General features: G+C 46.3%; 18 protein-coding genes and 2 pseudogenes. 6 read left to right on the forward strand and 14 right to left on the reverse strand.

What is annotated here, in order from left to right:
- Positions 1–357 precede the first annotated feature (357 nt).
- Positions 358–1,182, forward strand: a pseudogene (locus BBW69_RS02655) (glucose-6-phosphate dehydrogenase); the annotation flags it as partial.
- Between the two features lie 96 nt (positions 1,183–1,278).
- Here the strand turns inward: BBW69_RS02655 and BBW69_RS02660 are convergent.
- From BBW69_RS02660 to BBW69_RS02720, 13 genes are all read right to left on the reverse strand, one after another.
- A complete protein-coding gene (locus BBW69_RS02660; protein ID WP_188210324.1) occupies positions 1,279–2,241 on the reverse strand; it encodes a transposase in 963 nt (320 codons plus the stop codon).
- Positions 2,242–2,454: 213 nt separating this feature from the next.
- Positions 2,455–2,658, reverse strand: a complete 204-nt coding sequence (locus BBW69_RS02665; RefSeq protein WP_188210325.1) for a DNA-binding transcriptional regulator — start codon at positions 2,656–2,658, stop codon at positions 2,455–2,457.
- The gene (locus BBW69_RS02670; protein WP_188210326.1) at positions 2,655–2,888 is read right to left on the reverse strand and encodes a hypothetical protein; all 234 of its coding nucleotides are present in this window, start codon (positions 2,886–2,888) and stop codon (positions 2,655–2,657) included. The genes BBW69_RS02665 and BBW69_RS02670 overlap by 4 nt, the downstream gene beginning before the upstream one ends.
- 45 nt (positions 2,889–2,933) lie before the next feature.
- Complete coding sequence (locus BBW69_RS02675) at positions 2,934–3,161, reverse strand: hypothetical protein (protein ID WP_188210327.1); 228 nt, start codon at positions 3,159–3,161, stop codon at positions 2,934–2,936.
- Between the two features lie 142 nt (positions 3,162–3,303).
- Positions 3,304–4,488 carry a zonular occludens toxin family protein gene (locus tag BBW69_RS02680; RefSeq protein ID WP_188210328.1) on the reverse strand — a complete coding sequence of 395 codons (1,185 nt, stop codon included), beginning with the start codon at positions 4,486–4,488 and terminating at the stop codon, positions 3,304–3,306.
- On the reverse strand, positions 4,488–4,772 hold the full coding sequence (locus BBW69_RS02685) for a DUF2523 domain-containing protein (RefSeq protein WP_188210329.1): 285 nt from the start codon (positions 4,770–4,772) through the stop codon (positions 4,488–4,490). The genes BBW69_RS02680 and BBW69_RS02685 overlap by 1 nt, the downstream gene beginning before the upstream one ends.
- 1,378 nt (positions 4,773–6,150) lie before the next feature.
- Complete coding sequence (locus BBW69_RS02690; protein ID WP_370628308.1) at positions 6,151–7,530, reverse strand: IgG-binding virulence factor TspB family protein; 1,380 nt, start codon at positions 7,528–7,530, stop codon at positions 6,151–6,153.
- 130 nt (positions 7,531–7,660) lie between these two features.
- Entirely contained in the window at positions 7,661–7,981 is a 321-nt protein-coding gene (locus tag BBW69_RS02695) for a hypothetical protein (RefSeq protein WP_118817940.1), read from the reverse strand.
- 114 nt (positions 7,982–8,095) lie between these two features.
- On the reverse strand, positions 8,096–8,398 hold the full coding sequence (locus BBW69_RS02700) for a hypothetical protein (RefSeq protein WP_188210331.1): 303 nt from the start codon (positions 8,396–8,398) through the stop codon (positions 8,096–8,098).
- Positions 8,399–8,425: 27 nt separating this feature from the next.
- A complete protein-coding gene (locus BBW69_RS02705; protein WP_188210332.1) occupies positions 8,426–8,656 on the reverse strand; it encodes a hypothetical protein in 231 nt (76 codons plus the stop codon).
- 228 nt (positions 8,657–8,884) lie between these two features.
- Positions 8,885–9,085 (reverse strand): hypothetical protein, encoded by a 201-nt coding sequence (locus tag BBW69_RS02710; protein ID WP_108043995.1) that lies wholly within the window; start codon positions 9,083–9,085, stop codon positions 8,885–8,887.
- Positions 9,086–9,088: 3 nt separating this feature from the next.
- Positions 9,089–9,400 (reverse strand): hypothetical protein, encoded by a 312-nt coding sequence (locus tag BBW69_RS02715; RefSeq protein ID WP_108043994.1) that lies wholly within the window; start codon positions 9,398–9,400, stop codon positions 9,089–9,091.
- A gap of 11 nt (positions 9,401–9,411) precedes the next feature.
- Positions 9,412–10,626, reverse strand: coding sequence for a replication initiation factor domain-containing protein (locus tag BBW69_RS02720; RefSeq protein WP_188210333.1), 1,215 nt, complete (start codon positions 10,624–10,626; stop codon positions 9,412–9,414).
- A 447-nt stretch (positions 10,627–11,073) separates the two neighbouring features.
- Between BBW69_RS02720 and BBW69_RS02725 the strand changes: the two are divergent.
- From BBW69_RS02725 to BBW69_RS02745, 5 genes and pseudogenes are all read left to right on the forward strand, one after another.
- Positions 11,074–11,730, forward strand: a pseudogene (locus BBW69_RS02725) (glucose-6-phosphate dehydrogenase); the annotation flags it as partial.
- Between the two features lie 63 nt (positions 11,731–11,793).
- Entirely contained in the window at positions 11,794–12,489 is a 696-nt protein-coding gene (gene pgl / locus BBW69_RS02730; RefSeq protein WP_188210334.1) for a 6-phosphogluconolactonase, read from the forward strand.
- Complete coding sequence (locus tag BBW69_RS02735; RefSeq protein WP_188210335.1) at positions 12,470–13,450, forward strand: glucokinase; 981 nt, start codon at positions 12,470–12,472, stop codon at positions 13,448–13,450. The genes pgl and BBW69_RS02735 overlap by 20 nt, the downstream gene beginning before the upstream one ends.
- 47 nt (positions 13,451–13,497) lie before the next feature.
- Positions 13,498–14,346, forward strand: coding sequence for a DNA-binding transcriptional regulator HexR (hexR, locus tag BBW69_RS02740; RefSeq protein WP_188210336.1), 849 nt, complete (start codon positions 13,498–13,500; stop codon positions 14,344–14,346).
- Positions 14,347–14,662: 316 nt separating this feature from the next.
- Positions 14,663–15,865: a lysozyme inhibitor LprI family protein gene (locus BBW69_RS02745; protein WP_188210337.1), complete on the forward strand. Its 1,203-nt coding sequence runs from the start codon at positions 14,663–14,665 to the stop codon at positions 15,863–15,865.
- 181 nt (positions 15,866–16,046) lie between these two features.
- Here the strand turns inward: BBW69_RS02745 and BBW69_RS02750 are convergent, their stop codons facing one another.
- The gene (locus BBW69_RS02750) at positions 16,047–16,586 is read right to left on the reverse strand and encodes a C40 family peptidase (protein WP_107860112.1); all 540 of its coding nucleotides are present in this window, start codon (positions 16,584–16,586) and stop codon (positions 16,047–16,049) included.
- Between the last annotated feature and the right edge of the window lie 7 nt (positions 16,587–16,593).

Consider the following 16,593-nt stretch of genomic DNA (forward strand, 5'->3'; position numbering starts at 1 on the left):
CTTGGTATCGTGTGTTTTGATTTTGTATTCGGAGTGGATATTAAATTAATGTACCGTCTAAAAATAGAAAAAGCAATATTTATTATAATACAACTTGTAATTTTATTACAAAATTTAATAGTCAAAATGAAGCTTGATTTAAATTTTATGCGTATTTCAAATTACGCCACTAATACCGAAGAGGATTTGTCTTGTTTTGGATTAGGTCAAAGAAATTGAAAAAATGGGCATGGACAAAAAGTGTAGTGATGTGTAGTATTACTACTCATTATGTTCCTACTTTGTCCTTGAACTATCCGGTGTTTCAGTGAAAGACAGGGGTAAGACGGCATTAAAAATTTTTAATGAGATAATACGATGAATATGCAGACAAATTTTGATTTGGTGTTGTTTGGCGCGACCGGTGATTTGGCAATACGTAAACTTTTGCCTTGCCTGTATCAGGCGCATGTAGCCGGTTTGCTTCATCCCGAAGGTCGTATTTTGGGCGTAAGCCGCAGCGAATTGGATACTGCCGGCTTTTTGGCTAAAGTGGAAACGAATTCTAAAATCCATGTCAAACAAAACTTCTCAGATGAAGCGTGGGCATCGTTCATCCAACGTCTCGAGTATTTAAAAGTCGATGTGACAAAGAAAGGCGATTTCATTGCCTTGGGCGACTTGGTAAAAGCACGCAAGAATACTGAAAATGTCGTGATCTACCTCTCAACTGCGCCGAAATTCTTTGCGCAAGCCTGTGAAAACCTTGCTGAAATCGGTTTGAATGCCGATAACGTGCGCGTGGTTTTGGAAAAACCGTTGGGTACGGACTTGGCCTCTTCACAGCAAATCAATACAGATGTCGCCCGTTATTTCAAAGAAGAACAAATCTACCGTATCGACCATTATTTGGGTAAAGAAAGCCTGCAAAACCTGCTGGCCTTGCGTTTTGCCAATGTGATGTTCGAGCCTTTGTGGAATAACAAATATATTGAAAGCGTACAGCTGACCATCGCCGAGCAGTTGGGCGTGGAAGAACGCGGTGAGTTTTACGACATTACCGGCGCATTGCGCGATATGGTGCAAAACCACTTGATGCAAATGCTTTGTATGACTGCGATGGAAGCGCCGACAAGCTTGGATGCCGATGCCGTACGCGACGAGAAAGATACTACTTTAATTTGCAATAGAATCTTTACAATTCATTTACAACTTATTGAATTTCAATATTTAAAAATTCACTGAATTTCAGACACGGCAAAGCAGGCATTCAAAAAATGCCTTTTTTCCTTGCAGGATTTACGCCGATTTATAACGAGATTGATCGTAATCTTCGCCTTTCTTGTTTACGTTATACGCAATGACGGCGAGTTTACGCATCAATGCGGCGATGATGACTTTTTTAGGCTTCTTCTTGGCTTCCAGTCTTTTGATGAAATCGGGAAATGCCCTCATTCGGTATGCGACCATGGCGGGCATGAATAAAACGGCGCGTAATTTCCTGTTTCCAAACTTGGTCAATTTGGATTTTCCTCTTACGCTTGTACCTGATTCTTTTTGCTGCGGGCTTAGGCCTGCAAACGCTGCAAATTTGTTTGATGTTTCAAATTTCGAAGATGTGAGATATTGAAACAATACGGCTGCGGTCATTCTTCCAATTCCCGGTATGGTTTCAAGACGTTTCACACCCTCCCTACATTTCGGCTTCTCCGTCTGCTCTTTTATCTTCGCCTTTAAAACTTCAAGCTGTTCATTCATGGCTTTGATGATTTCTGCATATGCTTTGGCCGCTTCTTCATCTTTTGCCACCTGATAACGATTTTTCATTGCCGCGCATTCGCTTTTGATTTGCGTATATGCTGCGGTCATCCGTGAAAGCCTGTATTGCTCGTCCGTAGGCTTCTGCCTCTTTACAAGCTCGCTTTCTTTCACAGACTGGCAATACTCCGCTATCAATTTTGAATCCTGTTTGTCTGTTTTGGTTCTTTTGAACCTGCTTTCTGCATACTTGCTTATTTTTAGCGGATTAACTACGTAAACGCTGTAATATTCCGCGAAATAGTCGGCAACTTCTTCATAATAATTTCCGGTTGCCTCCATGCATATATGCAGATCCTCACATCCCAAGCTTTTCAACCAGTCGGAAAACTGATCTAAACCTTTTGAATTGTTGCCAAACTTTGCCGAATATTCGGCATTGCCAACAATGACGGTTGCGTCAAATGTCAGCTTTGATATATCCAATCCTACGGCATTACGCATGGGATTACCCTTATCTATTCAGAATCGTGTTCTTTGATACTACCCAATTTCACAAACAAGAAAAAACCGCCGTCCTAATCTTTCTCTCTGTCTAATGACATGGGAACATTCAGGCTCGGCGGTTTCGGCAAAGGTTAGCTATTCCTTTGCCGTGTCTGATTCTATTATGGTTACTGTTTTTGGTAAAGGTTCATTTTTAAAGAAAAAAGGCTTTTATTTAAAAAGCTCTATAAATTCAAGCCATTTTTTATACGGCATATCAATATGACTATTCACATTCACAGGCATCTCCCACCTCTGAACCGTTACCAAAGACACTTCTAAAGCATCCGCTATTTCTTTCTGCGTTCTCCCTGAATTCTGTCTAATGAACTTTAGATTTTTTGGCGTGTAGCCTATCTCAAAATCGTTCATCATGATAATGATTTCCTTGCCCTTGTCCAAGCTTCACCGGCTTCACGTGCTATTCTCGGCGCATTTTTAATTTGCTCAAGCGTGATGTTTTCCGGCTGATTGATTAATTTGCCGTCAAAAACGCCGTCTGAAACTTTTTCAAACTTAAAAACCCAGCCGTCTTCATGGCTGGCCGTTTGCGTTTCAAAATCAACCGTCCAGCGACGGTGCCAATTTCTATTAGGGTGTGTCATATTTTTCCTTTCAAAAAAGCCGCCATATTTCAGGCGGCTTGCGTTTTATTCCTCGTCGTCAAGTTCGATTTCTTCATATTCAATGACCAAATTTGAGGCGATATATTCATCACATTCTTGAATTTGTCCCTCAAACCAGCCTTTATATTGGCTCAATTCTTCGTCAGTCATGGCTGTTGAGAAACCGTTTGCCATTGCCAAGCCGTTGATGTAGTCGGCGGCAGCTTTAGCCATTTCAGTTTTTGCGACGATGTTGATTTGGATTGCTTTCATTTTCATTTCCTTACCCCTGATAACCCGAGGCGCAGTTTGCGCGATTGCGCTGTTTCCATATGCTTATAATACTACATATTATGTAGTACTGCAAGAAAATATTTCAATATTTTTATAAACATATGATTTTAGAAAGAACTTTCTAATTTACAACGCCTCCGCCGATTCCCTCAAACGGTTTTCCGCGTTCTTCCCAGTTGTCGTACATCAAATTTTGTTGTGGCTTCCCACCCATTGAAACAACTTTGGGCTTGTCATCTTTCATGGCAGTTTCTTTCTGCTCTACATTTTGCTGATTTTCTTCTTTATACGGATCAAAAGGCAATCCGTTTCTTGCGTAATCCTTGCACATTTCCTTTGTGATTTCCTTTAAAGGCGTTCCCTGTTGGGAATAACATGTGCAACCTGTTTTGCCACCTTCTATACAGCCTGCTATATGCTCAAATGTTTTTACCTGTCTCACGCCATTATAAATTGGTTTACTTTCAGGTTTTTCAGGCAATACCGGCACGAACATTTCAGGTGTCAAATTTCCATTAGACGACTGAACAGTTTCTATATTTGCTGATGAAGCCGAATTATCTTTTAATTCTGAAGCCGATTCCTCTTTAGATGCCGTTTCTTCCTGTTTTTTTCCGTAACTACTCAACATTTTATAGGACAGGCCGACAAACACGGGAATCAGCAATATTATTACCGGCAAAGTATAAAACCACTTTGACCGTTTGACCTTATTTACGGTATGAACCTCTGCGGATTCGTACAAGTCATAAACTTTTTTATCAAGCGTATAAATGCTTGAAAATCCATTTGATACCATTTTAAGAGGGTCATCGGCGCATGAATTAAATTCTAAAAGTGTACGCATACCCATCTTGTTTGATGCAATGTGATAATGCTTCCTCACAAGCGTTCTAAGCGTTTGATCCAGCAGCTTAGGGCCTTGTGTCAAAACAAATATATCAATACCCTGATGGCGGTGTGTATTAAGCCACTGAACATTATCCGGGATTTTCGAACCTGCCGAGCGTACCGGCCATACGTCTTGCGCTTCGTCCACAATGACAATAGACCCGATGTTTTCGGGTTTCTCTATCCATTCGTACATATCGTGCGCTGATAGCTGCTCATCTGTCGATTTCGGCAGTTTCTTTGCGTCCGTCTCGATGTATATATGGGGGATTTTCAAGCCTTTTATGTTTGTGAATACTTTACGGCGCATGCCGTTTTCATCGGGCTGAAACATTTCATCGTTCGCCATCATGGAAACCATCTTCAATGTTTTCCCTGAACCGGGCGTACCCGTAATAAGACAAATCTCCGCCATTATTTTTTCTTCCCTATTGAGGTTGCCAATTTCGTCATTTGTTTAAATGACAGAATGAATGCGATTGCGCCAAACAGGATATTAAGAACGGTGCCGCCACCGCTTATATAAAAAAGCTGCAACATTGCCTGAGGTGCGCCTGTCACGCTTTCCTGTATTGCATGCTGAAACTTCATAACCAGCCTATCTACACCGGCATAGGTCACGGCCATCAAGCCTAATGCAGTCAATATACGGCCTGCGACGCTCATCAAGAGCGGAATCAATGCGGCCAACAATTTCATTTGCTCTCCCTTTCTTAAAAGGCACGGTTGCCTCATTAAACAAATGTTTCTTAATCTGAAAGATTTGCGTCGCATTCGCGACGCGGCGGCGCTGTGGGGACACCCCCCTCGCGCTTATCGCCAATTCCCCCCCGCGCTTCTCGGCTGTTTGCGGCTTCGCTCGCAAAGTGCGCTGCTTCGCCTGATTGTGGCCAAAGTTTCTGAAGCTGAACGCTTTGCGGGGGACTAGTCCCCCACACCCCCTAGTCTCACTTGCGACGCCGCGCGGGCAGGGGGAACGGCGCAAAAGGCGCGCGCCTATCACCCTGCCCACGGGCAGAGTGTGTTCTTTTGGCGGGGCGGCAAGGGGTATCCGTAAAGAATCATAAAGGCGAAAAAACCCGCCTTTACGATTCTTTACAGACATCCTCCCCCTGCCTTGGCACAAGTTACTGAAGCCCGGCGGTGCTTCGCCAAGCTCTCAGGCGATTCGCCTGGCTTCGCCCAGCTCTCCGGCGGTTCGCCCTGGCTTCGCCCAGCTCTCCGGTGCTTCGCCCTGGCTTCGCCCAGCTCTCCGGCGATGCGCCTGGCTTCGTCCGGCTCTCCGGCGATGCGCCTGGCTTCGCCCAGCTCTCCGGTGCTTCGCCTGGCTTCGCCCAGCTCTCCGGTGCTTCGCCCTGGCTTCGCCCAGCTCTCCGGCGATTCGCCTGGCTTCGCCCAGCTCTCCGGCGATGCGCCTGGCTTCGCCCAGCTCTCCGGTGCTTCGCCCGGCTTCGCCCAGCTCTCCGGCGATGCGCCTGGCTTCGCCCAGCTCTCCGGCGGTTCGCCCTGGCTTCGCCCAGCTCTCCGGTTCTTCGCCCTGGCTTCGTCCGGCTCTCCGGCGATGCGCCTGGCTTCGCCCAGCTCTCCGGCGGTTCGCCCTGGCTTCGCCCAGCTCTGGCGGTTCTCCCGGCTTCGTCCGGCTCTGGCGGTTCTCCCGGCTTCGCCCAGCTCTCCGGTGCTTCGCCTGGCTTCGCCCAGCTCTCCGGTGCTTCGCCCTGGCTTCGCCCAGCTCTCCGGTGCTTCGCCCGGCTTCGCCCAGCTCTCCGGCGATGCGCCTGGCTTCGCCCAGCTCTGGCGGTTCGCCTGGCTTTGGCTCAAGTTTCCGAAGCTGAACGCTTTGCGGGGGACTAGTCCCCCACACCCCCTAGTCTCACTTGCGACGCCGCGCGGGCAGGGGGACGGCGAAAAAAGCACTCGCCTTACCACCTGCCCCCGGGCAGAGTGTGTTTCTTTGTCCGAGCGGCAAGGGGTATCCATAAAGAATCATAAAGGCGAAAAAACCCGCCTTTACGATTCTTTACGGACATCCTCCCCCTGCCTGAACAAAGGTTACTGAAGCCCGGCGGTGCTTCGCCTGCTAGACTTCACGGGATACTGTGCGGATACAGAAAAAGGCGGCAACAGCCCAAGCAAGGGCGAGAAGCATGTACCTCAGCCTTTCGGCTATCGTACATGCGTTCTCAAAGCTGAACGCGAACTGTTTGCTTGAATCAAGCACGGTTATCGTGAACGTGACAGGTGCGGGACACTGAGCGGAATCTTGAAAGATTCCGGATTTCTCAAACTCAACGTTAACCGTCTCATTTGGAAGCTGCGGATCGGAATCGGCTGACGGCTCCGGAAGCTGGTCACATGCCAGAATATTCGGGAAGAAACGGCACAAAAGACCGCCGTCTTTGCCGTCCTTTCCGTCTTTGCCGTCCCTGCCATTTGCCGGTGATACCGGAGACCCCGGACTTGTTCCGGGCTGCACGTTCGGTTCGGGATTTGTGTCCGGGTCAGGTTCGGGATTGGGACGTGTGCCGGGTTGCTCATTGGGATTCGGGTTGTTTGATGGGTTCGTTGCCGGTGATGTATCAGGCGACGGGCGGACATTGGGAGCTTCCGCGCTTCCTGGCGTGAGATCGGGACGTGGTGTTACTTGAACATCGGCTGTTGTTTTGCCTTGGGAATCGCGCCCGAAACTGACAAGGACTTGTACGGGATTCCCGCTTTTGTCGGTTACCGGGCCGATGTTCAGTTTTGTGCCGGGTGCGACTTCGACATCTTCCTTGTAACCGGGGAAGTTTGTTGCTTTGATAAATCTATCTGGATTGGCATCGACCTTTTTTGCAATCAGATCATTAAATGAATTTGGATCGGGGTCTGACTTTTTAATTTCATGTTGCAAACTATACCGTAATAAAAGATCCCCAAAAGAACATGAAACAGAAATATCTTCATTATAAAAACAGTAATCAATTTTTTTAAATCTATTAGGTTCGCCGTAATCTTTACCCAAAACATCCGCAATTCTTTCAAAATCGCTTTTAACCCTTCTAACTAATAAATCCTGAGTTTCCTTAGCGCGTTGTCCGCCTTGAGACAAAGCCAATAATTCGGATGAATCAACTCCAACACATGAGAAATAACCTGGTTCACTCCTGAATCTGCCTTTACACAATGCGTTATCGTAATATTTGACGTAATCTCCAATATCTTCTGAATATCGGAAACCTGCTTTTTCAAGCTCCGGATTTAATTCTTTATATATGTCATAGGCTAAAAGAGCAGTTCCGACATAGGGAACCGCTCTTGTGCCTAGTTTTGCGCCTTGGCGGACTAATGCGCCAACGCCTGCCAAGACTCCGGCGCGGGAAACTGATGCAGTTACTTTAACAGGAATTCTTTCAAGAGAACGTGCTCCTGTTGAAGAATGAACAACCGGCAATGATTTTTGTATCTCATGATAGAACATATTGCCACCGAGTCCACCTCTTCCTCTATCAAGATAACGCCAAGTTTTAACGCCATTCTCATTGAATTCGCCTGTTGATACGCGGACTCTTCCACTTGGTTCAACAAACAATTCTTCTGCATACGATGAATTAAAGCCTAATAGAATAACGACCGTAATAAAAAGCCGTTGAAATTTGACCATCATAGAATTCTTTACATTCAAAGCCATTTTCTAAAAACTGAAATTTCAGAAAAGAGCCATCCTCAAAAAAAACTACCATATCATCAAGATATGTTCTATTTAAAAAATATTGAGATGCTTTTCTTACAACATTTGTAAAATCGGAAATCGGATACATATCCTTAAGTCTAAACATTTCCGATATAAAAATATGACAAAGTTTCTCATTAAAATAATCAGGATTTGTATTTTGTTTGAATTTCAATTCATCTTCAGACAAATAGAACATAATTCAAGCCTCAACTATTTAATTAAAAGCCTGATTTTAAAACACGTCATATAAATATCAAAGCGACAGACAGAGCCAAGAAAAAACCAAGAAGAAACCAAAAATCAATAACCATCAATCAATCCCAACCTTGCCCATGTCTTTCAAAAAATTAATCAGAAGCCTGAAACCGTAGATGACTACGAACAGAATTAAAACCGTCGAACCAAGATAAGAGCCATATTTAACCTGTTCGTAATTGGAACATTCCGGATAAGACAACGTAACCGGATTGCCATTCAACACCCATTTTTCGCCCACCCTTTCCGGCCTGATTATTTTTCCGTCCTGGGTAACAGTAGGAGGGAGGGACGACAATAAATAGTCGTCTGCCTGCAATCTTGTATCAAAACAGTTCATGCCGACACGGTAGCCCATTTATGCGCCCCTTTTTCTTCACTTCTGTTATTTAACAGATTTGATCATGCTCCAAGCCATTTTGAAGCCTTGGATTGCCAAAATGACGGTAATGGCCGCCATACCCACGGCGGAAACCATGGCAACGAAACCCATGATTACATTAGCCACCTGCGTGCCAATTGCTGCCGCATTAAAGTCATCTGCCAGAACAATAGCCGGTGTGAAGATACCGGCTGCCAATGCTGCTTTCACAGCATATTTTTTAACGATGTTCATCGCTCTTTTCCTTTTTTAAGTTTAAGTAAGACGGCTTCTTAGGTTTAAATCCGGGCGAAGCCTGTTCCCGAATTATTTTATTTATTAATTCATGAAATATAACAAAGCAAACATGAATAAAAACAGGCACACAACCCAACCAACTATTAATTTAGTCGAATTCATTTTTTATCCTCTTTGCGGGCTTTGTGAAAGGTTGACAGACCGCCCGCCGAGCCTGTTTTGCTCTTATTCCGATTTCACGAAAAACTGAAATATTTGGAAACCTCCGCCTATTTCATTTATGCCCGAATTCAACGCATCTTCGTAGCTTTCGAAATGACCGGCAGACTTTAGATTTTGCGTAAATCCGACATCCCCGAACGGATCGGGATAGATGAATTCATGCGTTTCCAAATCTTGAACGATAAACCGCTCCTCATATTTCATAAATCAACCTTTCGGTTTTTCAGCCACCTGAAAATCAATTAATGACGGAACCATGCCTTTACCTGTCGAAGTCATTTCAACCGTTACCATAACTTCGCAGGGGTATTTGAGATTCTCTAACCTTGAGAAATTCTTACTGTCCCCGAATTTCATTTGTGCCGCCGTGAATCCAACAGCATTTCCCGACTGTACCGGTAAAGATGTTGCAACCAATACAGAACAAGTATCGATATTTGAGCCATCAATTTCTCCTTTGAATTTTTTGGCTCCCAAAAAAGTTGCAGGATAAGTTACAGTTTGGTTTTGATTAAACATTTTGATTTCCTTTAAAAATAATCATAATCTACATTTTGATGATAAACTTTATCTAAATATTCCTGATATTTCCTTTCTTTTTCGGCATCATAATCAGGACTAAAAAGCCTTTTTTCCCTATCGAATTTGTCAGAATTTATAAAATCAATAACCCCCAATTCATCAAGTTCAATCTCTAGATCAATATCCGGCTGTTCATGAATAAAACCGTGTTTTAACCCGTCCCTTAACATTTCCAGAGCATATTTTTCAGGTTCTAATCCTTTGGGAAATCCCGAATCTGCCTTTAAAGATTCCACAATTTCGCTGTTGTCAAAACCCATTTCAATCATGAAATTGACCAGTTTTCCAACTGCGTTTTTCGCGTAATGCAATTTATGCTCAAAAGTTAGATTAAGCGTTTTCTTTCTCTGATCGAACCTTTCGGGAACCGGCATATTTTTGAACTTTCTACAAATTGGGAAAGCTCCACAGAAATAAGAACCCTGATTTATTAAAATATCCAAGGGTATTTCGATATCTCCATAATTAAACTGGATCTCGAACCTTACCCACTTGCTATCTTTATCGCCAAGCTGCCTGCCTTTCTCATAAACACGAACAAAACGAGAATTTTTCTTGCGACCTACATAAAATGTCTTGCCGCTCCCGTCCTCATTCCGCCAAGCCGTACCGATCGTTTCAGATTTCGGCCTTTGGTTACTGTTGTCGAAGAAGCCGTTATCGTGATCTAACAACGCCTGATCCGGCGTGTACTCTCCGTCAAAAAAATCAAGCGCCAGGTCAATTCGCGTTATTCTTGGCCTTATCGAATCATCAAGAAACTGCTTTAGCCTCAACTCCCAACCCGGACTTGCAACGCTGCAACCAGTACCTTTCAACTCAACCAAAACAGTATTTCGCTGACCTCCGAAATGCACCTCACCATAATCAACATCGTCTGAACCTAGCCTGAACATGGATTCATAGAATTTGTTGCCCCTAGATTTACATTTGCGCGTTATGCCGAAACCTAGAATTTCTTCCAGCTTTCCGCTTAATACATACATGTATTCAGCATCAGAAAATAAAGGGCAACCGGAAACTTTCAGTAAAGTATCTTCATGGAATGTGAATGAAATCCAATCAACGAAAACTCCATCTTGCTTACCTCTTCGCTGAGGAATTTCTAAAAGCTTTCCTTTTCCGTCCGATATAAAGTGCGAGAAATATTCAACTTCACTCATTCGTTCACTACTCTTGGAATTGGTTTTTAATTTCGCTCCCCCCCTGTTAGTCAAGGGGGGGGCTTTCAGCCGTTTCCCGTCTGCCGCGCTAAAGCGCGTCCGACGGTCAACGACCGAAAGCCAAACCCTGACAAATTTTTAAAGATCAAGAAGAAAGACAACAACCGTCTGTTGTGATAATTACCGGAAAATTCGAATCAATCGAATCTATATAATCGAACGCTTGATAAAGCTTTGAAAAATTCTCTTGCTGAGTTAGTTTATGCGGTTCTCCATTTCGGAACAGATAAAAACACAAAACACAAGAATCTGATTTTTTAAATATTCTCCAGTACGAACAGGAAAATATTACATTTGCTGCTGACATAAAAAAGCCCCTTTCACTTGGCTGTCAAAGGGGAATGTTAAGAAAAGTAATGCGCCCCTCTGATGGGACGCAATATATAAGTGAAAGTCATCAAATCGCTGAAACCGCTGACCATCGAATCCGTCAATGAAAATGTGATTCGCGGACAATATGTTGCGTCAAACGGCATGAATGGCTATCTGGAAGAAGTCGATGTACCGAAAGACAGTTTCACTGAAACCTATGTCGCCATCAAAGCCGAAATCGAAAACGAGCGTTGGAAAGGCGTACCTTTCTACCTGCGTACCGGCAAACGCATGGCAGGCAAAGTGGCGGAAATCGTGTTGAACTTCCGTCCGCTGCAAAACCATATTTTTGACAACAGCCAACCTGCGCCGAATCGTTTGGTTATTGAACTACAACCGACCGAATCCGTCCGCCTTTACACGCAAGTGAAAACTCCGGGTGCAGGCAATAAAGTCGAAGTGACACCGATTGGCGTGGACTTGGGCACAGCCGTCGAAGGCCGCCGCGCCGAGGCTTATGAGCGCCTGCTGCTGGATGTGATTAACGGCAAACTCGCTTTGTTCAACCGTCGTGACGAACTCGAAGCCGCTTGGGAATATGTGATGCCGATTTTGGAAAACTGGGCGAACAATACAACGCCTCCACATGCTTACGAAGCCCATTCTTGGGGTCCTGAAGCTGCGCGCGCGCTGTTGGCCCGTGACGGCAACAAGTGGCACGAAGAGCAATAATATTTCTTTCAGACGGCCTTGTTTTCCAACAAAAGGCCGTCTGAAACCATGAAAGGACGAAACATGTTTGTTTGGCACGAACAAGAAAACGCTGCAACTGCCGCGCAAGCTCTCGCCGATGCTGTTGCCGCCGCATTGCAAGCCGCGCTGAATGAGAAAGGCCATGCGGTTTTGGCCGTTTCCGGCGGTCGTTCGCCGATTGCGTTTTTCGAGGCTTTGTCGCAAAAAGATTTAAATTGGCAAAATGTCAGCATCACATTGGTGGACGAGCGTATCGTTCCGACCACGCATGCCGACAGCAATACAGGCTTGGTACGCGAATATTTGCTCAAAAATAACGCGGCCACTGCCACATGGATTCCTGTTGTTGAAGACGGAAAGTCTGAAACTGAATTACAACCTGAAGTTGTTGTTGCTTATGCATTGAAACATTACAAGCAACCTGACGTGCTGGTGTTGGGCATGGGCGAAGACGGGCATACGGCGTCGTTGTTCCCTCAAGCGCCTCAATTACAGGCCGCAATCAATGAAGCCGATGACCCGACATTGATTCATACTACGCCGGTTACCGCGCCGCATGAGCGTGTGAGCATGACTTTGGGTGCGATTGCCAAAACGCCGAATGTATTTTTGGCTATTCAAGGCCCAGAGAAAAAAGAGGTATTCGATAAGGCTGCTGCAAGGGCTGATACCGAATATCCGACCAGTCTGATTCTCAATCACCAAGGAATTAACTGCCATGTCTACTATGCACACTGAAGCTTATCCTCGTTTGGTCGCCGATATCGGTGGTACGAATGCACGCTTCGCATTGGAAACCGCTCCGCGTGTGATTGAAAAAGCGGCTGTTTTTCCATGTAGTGATTATGATACGCTTACAGATGCCGCACGCGCCTATTTGAATCAAAGCAGTACGGAAAATGTGAAACATGCGGCTTTTGCCATTGCCAACCCGATATTGGGCGATTGGGTGCAGATGACCAACCATCATTGGGCCTTCTCCATCGAAACGACCCGTCAAGCTTTGGGTCTGGAAACCTTGATTCTGCTGAATGATTTTACTGCGCAGGCTTTGGCGGTTACCTTGACGGACGATTGCGATCTCTTGCAAATCGGCGGACAAAAACCGGTCGAGTTTGCACCGAAAGCAGTCATCGGTCCGGGAACAGGCTTGGGCGTAAGCGGACTGGTACACAGTGCGGCAGGCTGGGTGGCTTTGGCAGGCGAGGGCGGACATGGGACTTTTCCTCCGTTTGACGATATGGAGGTTTTGATTTGGCAATATGCCAAAAACAAATACGGTCATGTTTCTGCAGAACGCTTCCTCAGCGGTGCAGGCTTAAGCCTGATTTATGAAGCGTTGGCGGTAAAGCAGAAAGTCAAATCGGTAAAATTGCCGCCTTCTGAAATTACGGAAAAAGCATTGGGCGGTTCGTCCCCTTTGTGCCGTCAGACTTTAGACATCTTTTGCGCCATGCTCGGTACCGTCGCTTCCAACCATGCATTGATGCTGGGCGCACGCGGCGGTGTATACTTGTGCGGCGGCATTATTCCCCGCGTGCTGGAATACTTTAAAACCTCCCCGTTCCGCAGCCGTTTTGAGAATAAGGGCAGGTTTGAAGCATATCTTGCCGCGATTCCCGTCTATGTCGTATTGAGCGAGTTTCCCGGAATTTCCGGTGCGGCAGTAGCTCTCGACAACCATTTGAGAAACGTTTAACCATATCGCCTTTTACGGCGGGCTGGATTATCGAAGGGTATATCATTATGTTAAGCAAAATCAGCGAATCACTGGCAGACCTTTCTGGCGCGGAACGTAAAGTAGCCGAATGTGCATTGGCAAAACCCAAATGGTTTGTTCATGCGGCTGTTGCCGAGATTGCCGAACACTCCTCCGTCAGCCAACCGACCGTTATCCGGTTTTGCCGCAGCCTGGGCTACAAAGGGCTGCCCGAGTTCAAACTTGCATTATCCGCCAGTATCGGTCATGAAGGTATGCCCTATGTTCATGAAGAGCTCAATGTGGATGACGACATGTCAAGCGTGGTCGAAAAAGTATTGGGCAATGCCGCGGCCTCCCTCTTGGGCGAGCGCCGCTTTCTGAAAGAATCCGAACTTGAAAATGCGATTGCCACATTGATGCATGCCCGCCGTGTCGAGTTTTACGGAGTCGGCAATTCAGGTATTGTCGCCCAAGACGCGCAACACAAATTCTTCCGCTTCGGTATGTCCACCGTTGCCTATGTCGATACCCATACGCAATTGATGGCGGCTTCCGTCCTTTCCAGTGAAGACGTCCTTATCGCCATTTCCAATACCGGTTCGTCAATCGAGCTTCTGGATGCGGTCAGTATCGCCAAAGAAAACGGTGCGTCGATTATTGCGTTGACGCGCAACGAATCTCCTTTGGCACAAATGGCCGATTGCGTATTGAGCATAGCCACTCAGGAAAATGCGGAACTTTACACGCCCATGGTTTCACGCCTGCTTCAACTTGCCGTTATCGACATTCTCGCCATCGGGCTAGCCCTACGTTTGGGCGATGCTGCCAGCCTGCAACTGCAAAAAAGTAAAAAAAGCATACATAACAAGCATATCGTTTACGACAAGGATTGATATCAAGACAGCATTCCGCAAATGCCGTCTGAAACACCGGCTAAAAACCGTCGGGCGGTTTGGTACGGGCTTTGGAAAAAGATGCTCATCAGGCGGGTAAGTTATCAATATCGCAACCGCTTATGTTGCTTTGGCGGGAAATGCGTCAAGCCGCAAGGAAATATAAGGAAAGCGCAAGCCAAATAAAGGCTTGTCGGCATCCTGTAATCCCGATATGATAATTCGCATGAATTTAAAGACTTGTACTTTACAGTATTGTATGTGTACCGGAATACACAGATAAACGTACGGTCTGTCTGAATGAAAAGGAAAACCGATGGGAAAAAATTTATCCGCACTGGCATTGGCAAGTATGCTGATTTTGTCGGGCTGCGACCGTTTGGGTATAAGCAATCCGTTTTTCGAGAAGGAGGTTTCCTGCGGAAGCGAAGAGGCTAAAGAGATTTTGGTCAAACTTATCCGCGACAATGTCGAAGGGGAAACCGTCAAAACTTTTGACGATGACGCATTCAAAGAACAGGCATTTGCCGACATCGGCATATCGCATATCCGCAGCATGATCGAACGTTTGGGCATAACCATCGATGAAATCCGTACTGCCGAAAAAACCGACACTTCCAGCAAATTGAAATGCGAAGCCACGCTGAAGTTGGAAGTGCCGGAGGATGTCGTCGGTTATGCCGTTGCCGCTAACCGGACAGTAGGCAACAGTTATAAAAAAACGCCCGATTTTTTTGAACGCTACTACCGCAAAGAAGGCGCGTATTACATCAAAACTATTTCTTACAGCGTCCAGCCGACAGACGACAAAAGCAAAATCTTTGCCGAGCTGAATCAGACGTACGAAGTCATCCGTCCGGTCAGCGAGCTGGTGTCTATGGCATTGATTAAGGAGCCGTTGGACAAAGCGAAGAAAATGAATGAAGAGCTTGAAGCAGCGGAAGCGGCGGCACAGGAGGCGCGCGAGGCAGAAGAAGCAGCGGCGCAGGAGGTATTGAGCCAAGAACAGGAGGCAGCCCGCATATCAGAATGGGAGGAACGCTACAAATTGTCGCGCAGTGAGTTTGAACAATTTTGGAAAGGTCTGCCGCAAACCGTCCAAAACAAGCTGCAAGCCTCACAGAAAACATGGAAAAGCGGGATGGATAAAATCTGTGCCAGCAAGGCAAAAGCCGAAAGTGAAACGCCAAACGGCATAAAAATCAGCGAACTGGCATGCAAAACGGCGGAAACCGAAGCACGCTTGGAAGAGCTGCACAACCGTAAGAAAGCAGTGATTGACGAAATTATCAGGGAAGCAGACAAAAAAGAAAGGACTGCCAAGGCGGCATTGGATGGTGCGGTTCAGGCATTGCCCGCCGATATTGCCGAAACCGTTATGCCCGAATACCGAAACTGGCAGAATGGTTTGAATGCCAAATGTGCCGGAGGGGACGAATACGGTTTGGCGCAATCCGACTGCCGTACTAAAGAAATCAATGCGAAAACCAAGGAAATCCAAGGTTATTTGATCAACTGATCTTCGATTTGAAGATGCCGTCTGAAATGCTTTTGCGTTTCAGACGGCATTTTTTGTCGGGATGGCAATTTTGAACAGCGGCTGTTTTTTGTCGGGTATTTATGCCTGATTTACGGCTGCGGGTTGAAGCCGTAGGGCAGCATTGCCATGCTGCCGTTTGTTTTGTTGCGGTGTGTCGCTGCTATTCTGTAAAGAAAGTATGTGCGCCGAGGTAGTTTTTGGCGTAAAACGGTGTGGAGAGTTTTTCGGTTTTGATGGTTTTACCGCTACTGGGGGCATGGATGAATTCGCCGTTGCCGATGTAGAGTCCGACATGGGAGTAGCGGTGCGCGCCGCCCGTATTAAAGAATACCAAGTCGCCCGCTTTGAGGCGGTTGTCGGGGATTTTGCGGCTGGCCGCCGCCATGTCGCGGGCGGTGCGGGGAAGGTTGACGTTAAGGGCGTTTTTGTAAACGAATTGAATCATGCCGCTGCAGTCGAAGCCGGTTGCGGTGCTACTCCCGCCCCATTTGTAGGGTGTACCGACAAGGCCGAGGCTGTGGAGCATGAGTTCTTGAGAGCCTTGTGTGCGGTCGATGTGGCTGATGCGGACGGGTTGGATTTGTCGGGACGGGTATCGGACTCCCGATTCCGGTCTACGGTGTTTGCCGGAGGTTGCCGCGCATGAGGCGAGGATGAACGCGTTGAGGCAGAGAAAAAGGACTTTGATGGTCGGATACATGTTTTTT

This window comes from Neisseria sp. RH3002v2f (genome assembly GCF_014596375.1).
Classification (GTDB): Bacteria; Pseudomonadota; Gammaproteobacteria; order Burkholderiales; family Neisseriaceae; genus Neisseria; species Neisseria cinerea.

What these genes read in the sequence shown, in the direction of transcription:
- BBW69_RS02660 (WP_188210324.1), bottom strand. Translation starts at nt 2,241, where the DNA reads ATGCGTAATGCCGTAGGATTGGATATATCAAAGCTGACATTTGACGCA.
- BBW69_RS02665 (WP_188210325.1), bottom strand. Translation starts at nt 2,658, where the DNA reads ATGATGAACGATTTTGAGATAGGCTACACGCCAAAAAATCTAAAGTTC.
- BBW69_RS02670 (WP_188210326.1), bottom strand. Translation starts at nt 2,888, where the DNA reads ATGACACACCCTAATAGAAATTGGCACCGTCGCTGGACGGTTGATTTT.
- BBW69_RS02675 (WP_188210327.1), bottom strand. Translation starts at nt 3,161, where the DNA reads ATGAAAGCAATCCAAATCAACATCGTCGCAAAAACTGAAATGGCTAAA.
- BBW69_RS02680 (WP_188210328.1), bottom strand. Translation starts at nt 4,488, where the DNA reads ATGGCGGAGATTTGTCTTATTACGGGTACGCCCGGTTCAGGGAAAACA.
- BBW69_RS02685 (WP_188210329.1), bottom strand. Translation starts at nt 4,772, where the DNA reads ATGAAATTGTTGGCCGCATTGATTCCGCTCTTGATGAGCGTCGCAGGC.
- BBW69_RS02690 (WP_370628308.1), bottom strand. Translation starts at nt 7,530, where the DNA reads ATGTTCTATCATGAGATACAAAAATCATTGCCGGTTGTTCATTCTTCA.
- BBW69_RS02695 (WP_118817940.1), bottom strand. Translation starts at nt 7,981, where the DNA reads ATGTTCTATTTGTCTGAAGATGAATTGAAATTCAAACAAAATACAAAT.
- BBW69_RS02700 (WP_188210331.1), bottom strand. Translation starts at nt 8,398, where the DNA reads ATGGGCTACCGTGTCGGCATGAACTGTTTTGATACAAGATTGCAGGCA.
- BBW69_RS02705 (WP_188210332.1), bottom strand. Translation starts at nt 8,656, where the DNA reads ATGAACATCGTTAAAAAATATGCTGTGAAAGCAGCATTGGCAGCCGGT.
- BBW69_RS02710 (WP_108043995.1), bottom strand. Translation starts at nt 9,085, where the DNA reads ATGAAATATGAGGAGCGGTTTATCGTTCAAGATTTGGAAACGCATGAA.
- BBW69_RS02715 (WP_108043994.1), bottom strand. Translation starts at nt 9,400, where the DNA reads ATGTTTAATCAAAACCAAACTGTAACTTATCCTGCAACTTTTTTGGGA.
- BBW69_RS02720 (WP_188210333.1), bottom strand. Translation starts at nt 10,626, where the DNA reads ATGAGTGAAGTTGAATATTTCTCGCACTTTATATCGGACGGAAAAGGA.
- pgl (WP_188210334.1), top strand. Translation starts at nt 11,794, where the DNA reads ATGTTTGTTTGGCACGAACAAGAAAACGCTGCAACTGCCGCGCAAGCT.
- BBW69_RS02735 (WP_188210335.1), top strand. Translation starts at nt 12,470, where the DNA reads ATGTCTACTATGCACACTGAAGCTTATCCTCGTTTGGTCGCCGATATC.
- hexR (WP_188210336.1), top strand. Translation starts at nt 13,498, where the DNA reads ATGTTAAGCAAAATCAGCGAATCACTGGCAGACCTTTCTGGCGCGGAA.
- BBW69_RS02745 (WP_188210337.1), top strand. Translation starts at nt 14,663, where the DNA reads ATGGGAAAAAATTTATCCGCACTGGCATTGGCAAGTATGCTGATTTTG.
- BBW69_RS02750 (WP_107860112.1), bottom strand. Translation starts at nt 16,586, where the DNA reads ATGTATCCGACCATCAAAGTCCTTTTTCTCTGCCTCAACGCGTTCATC.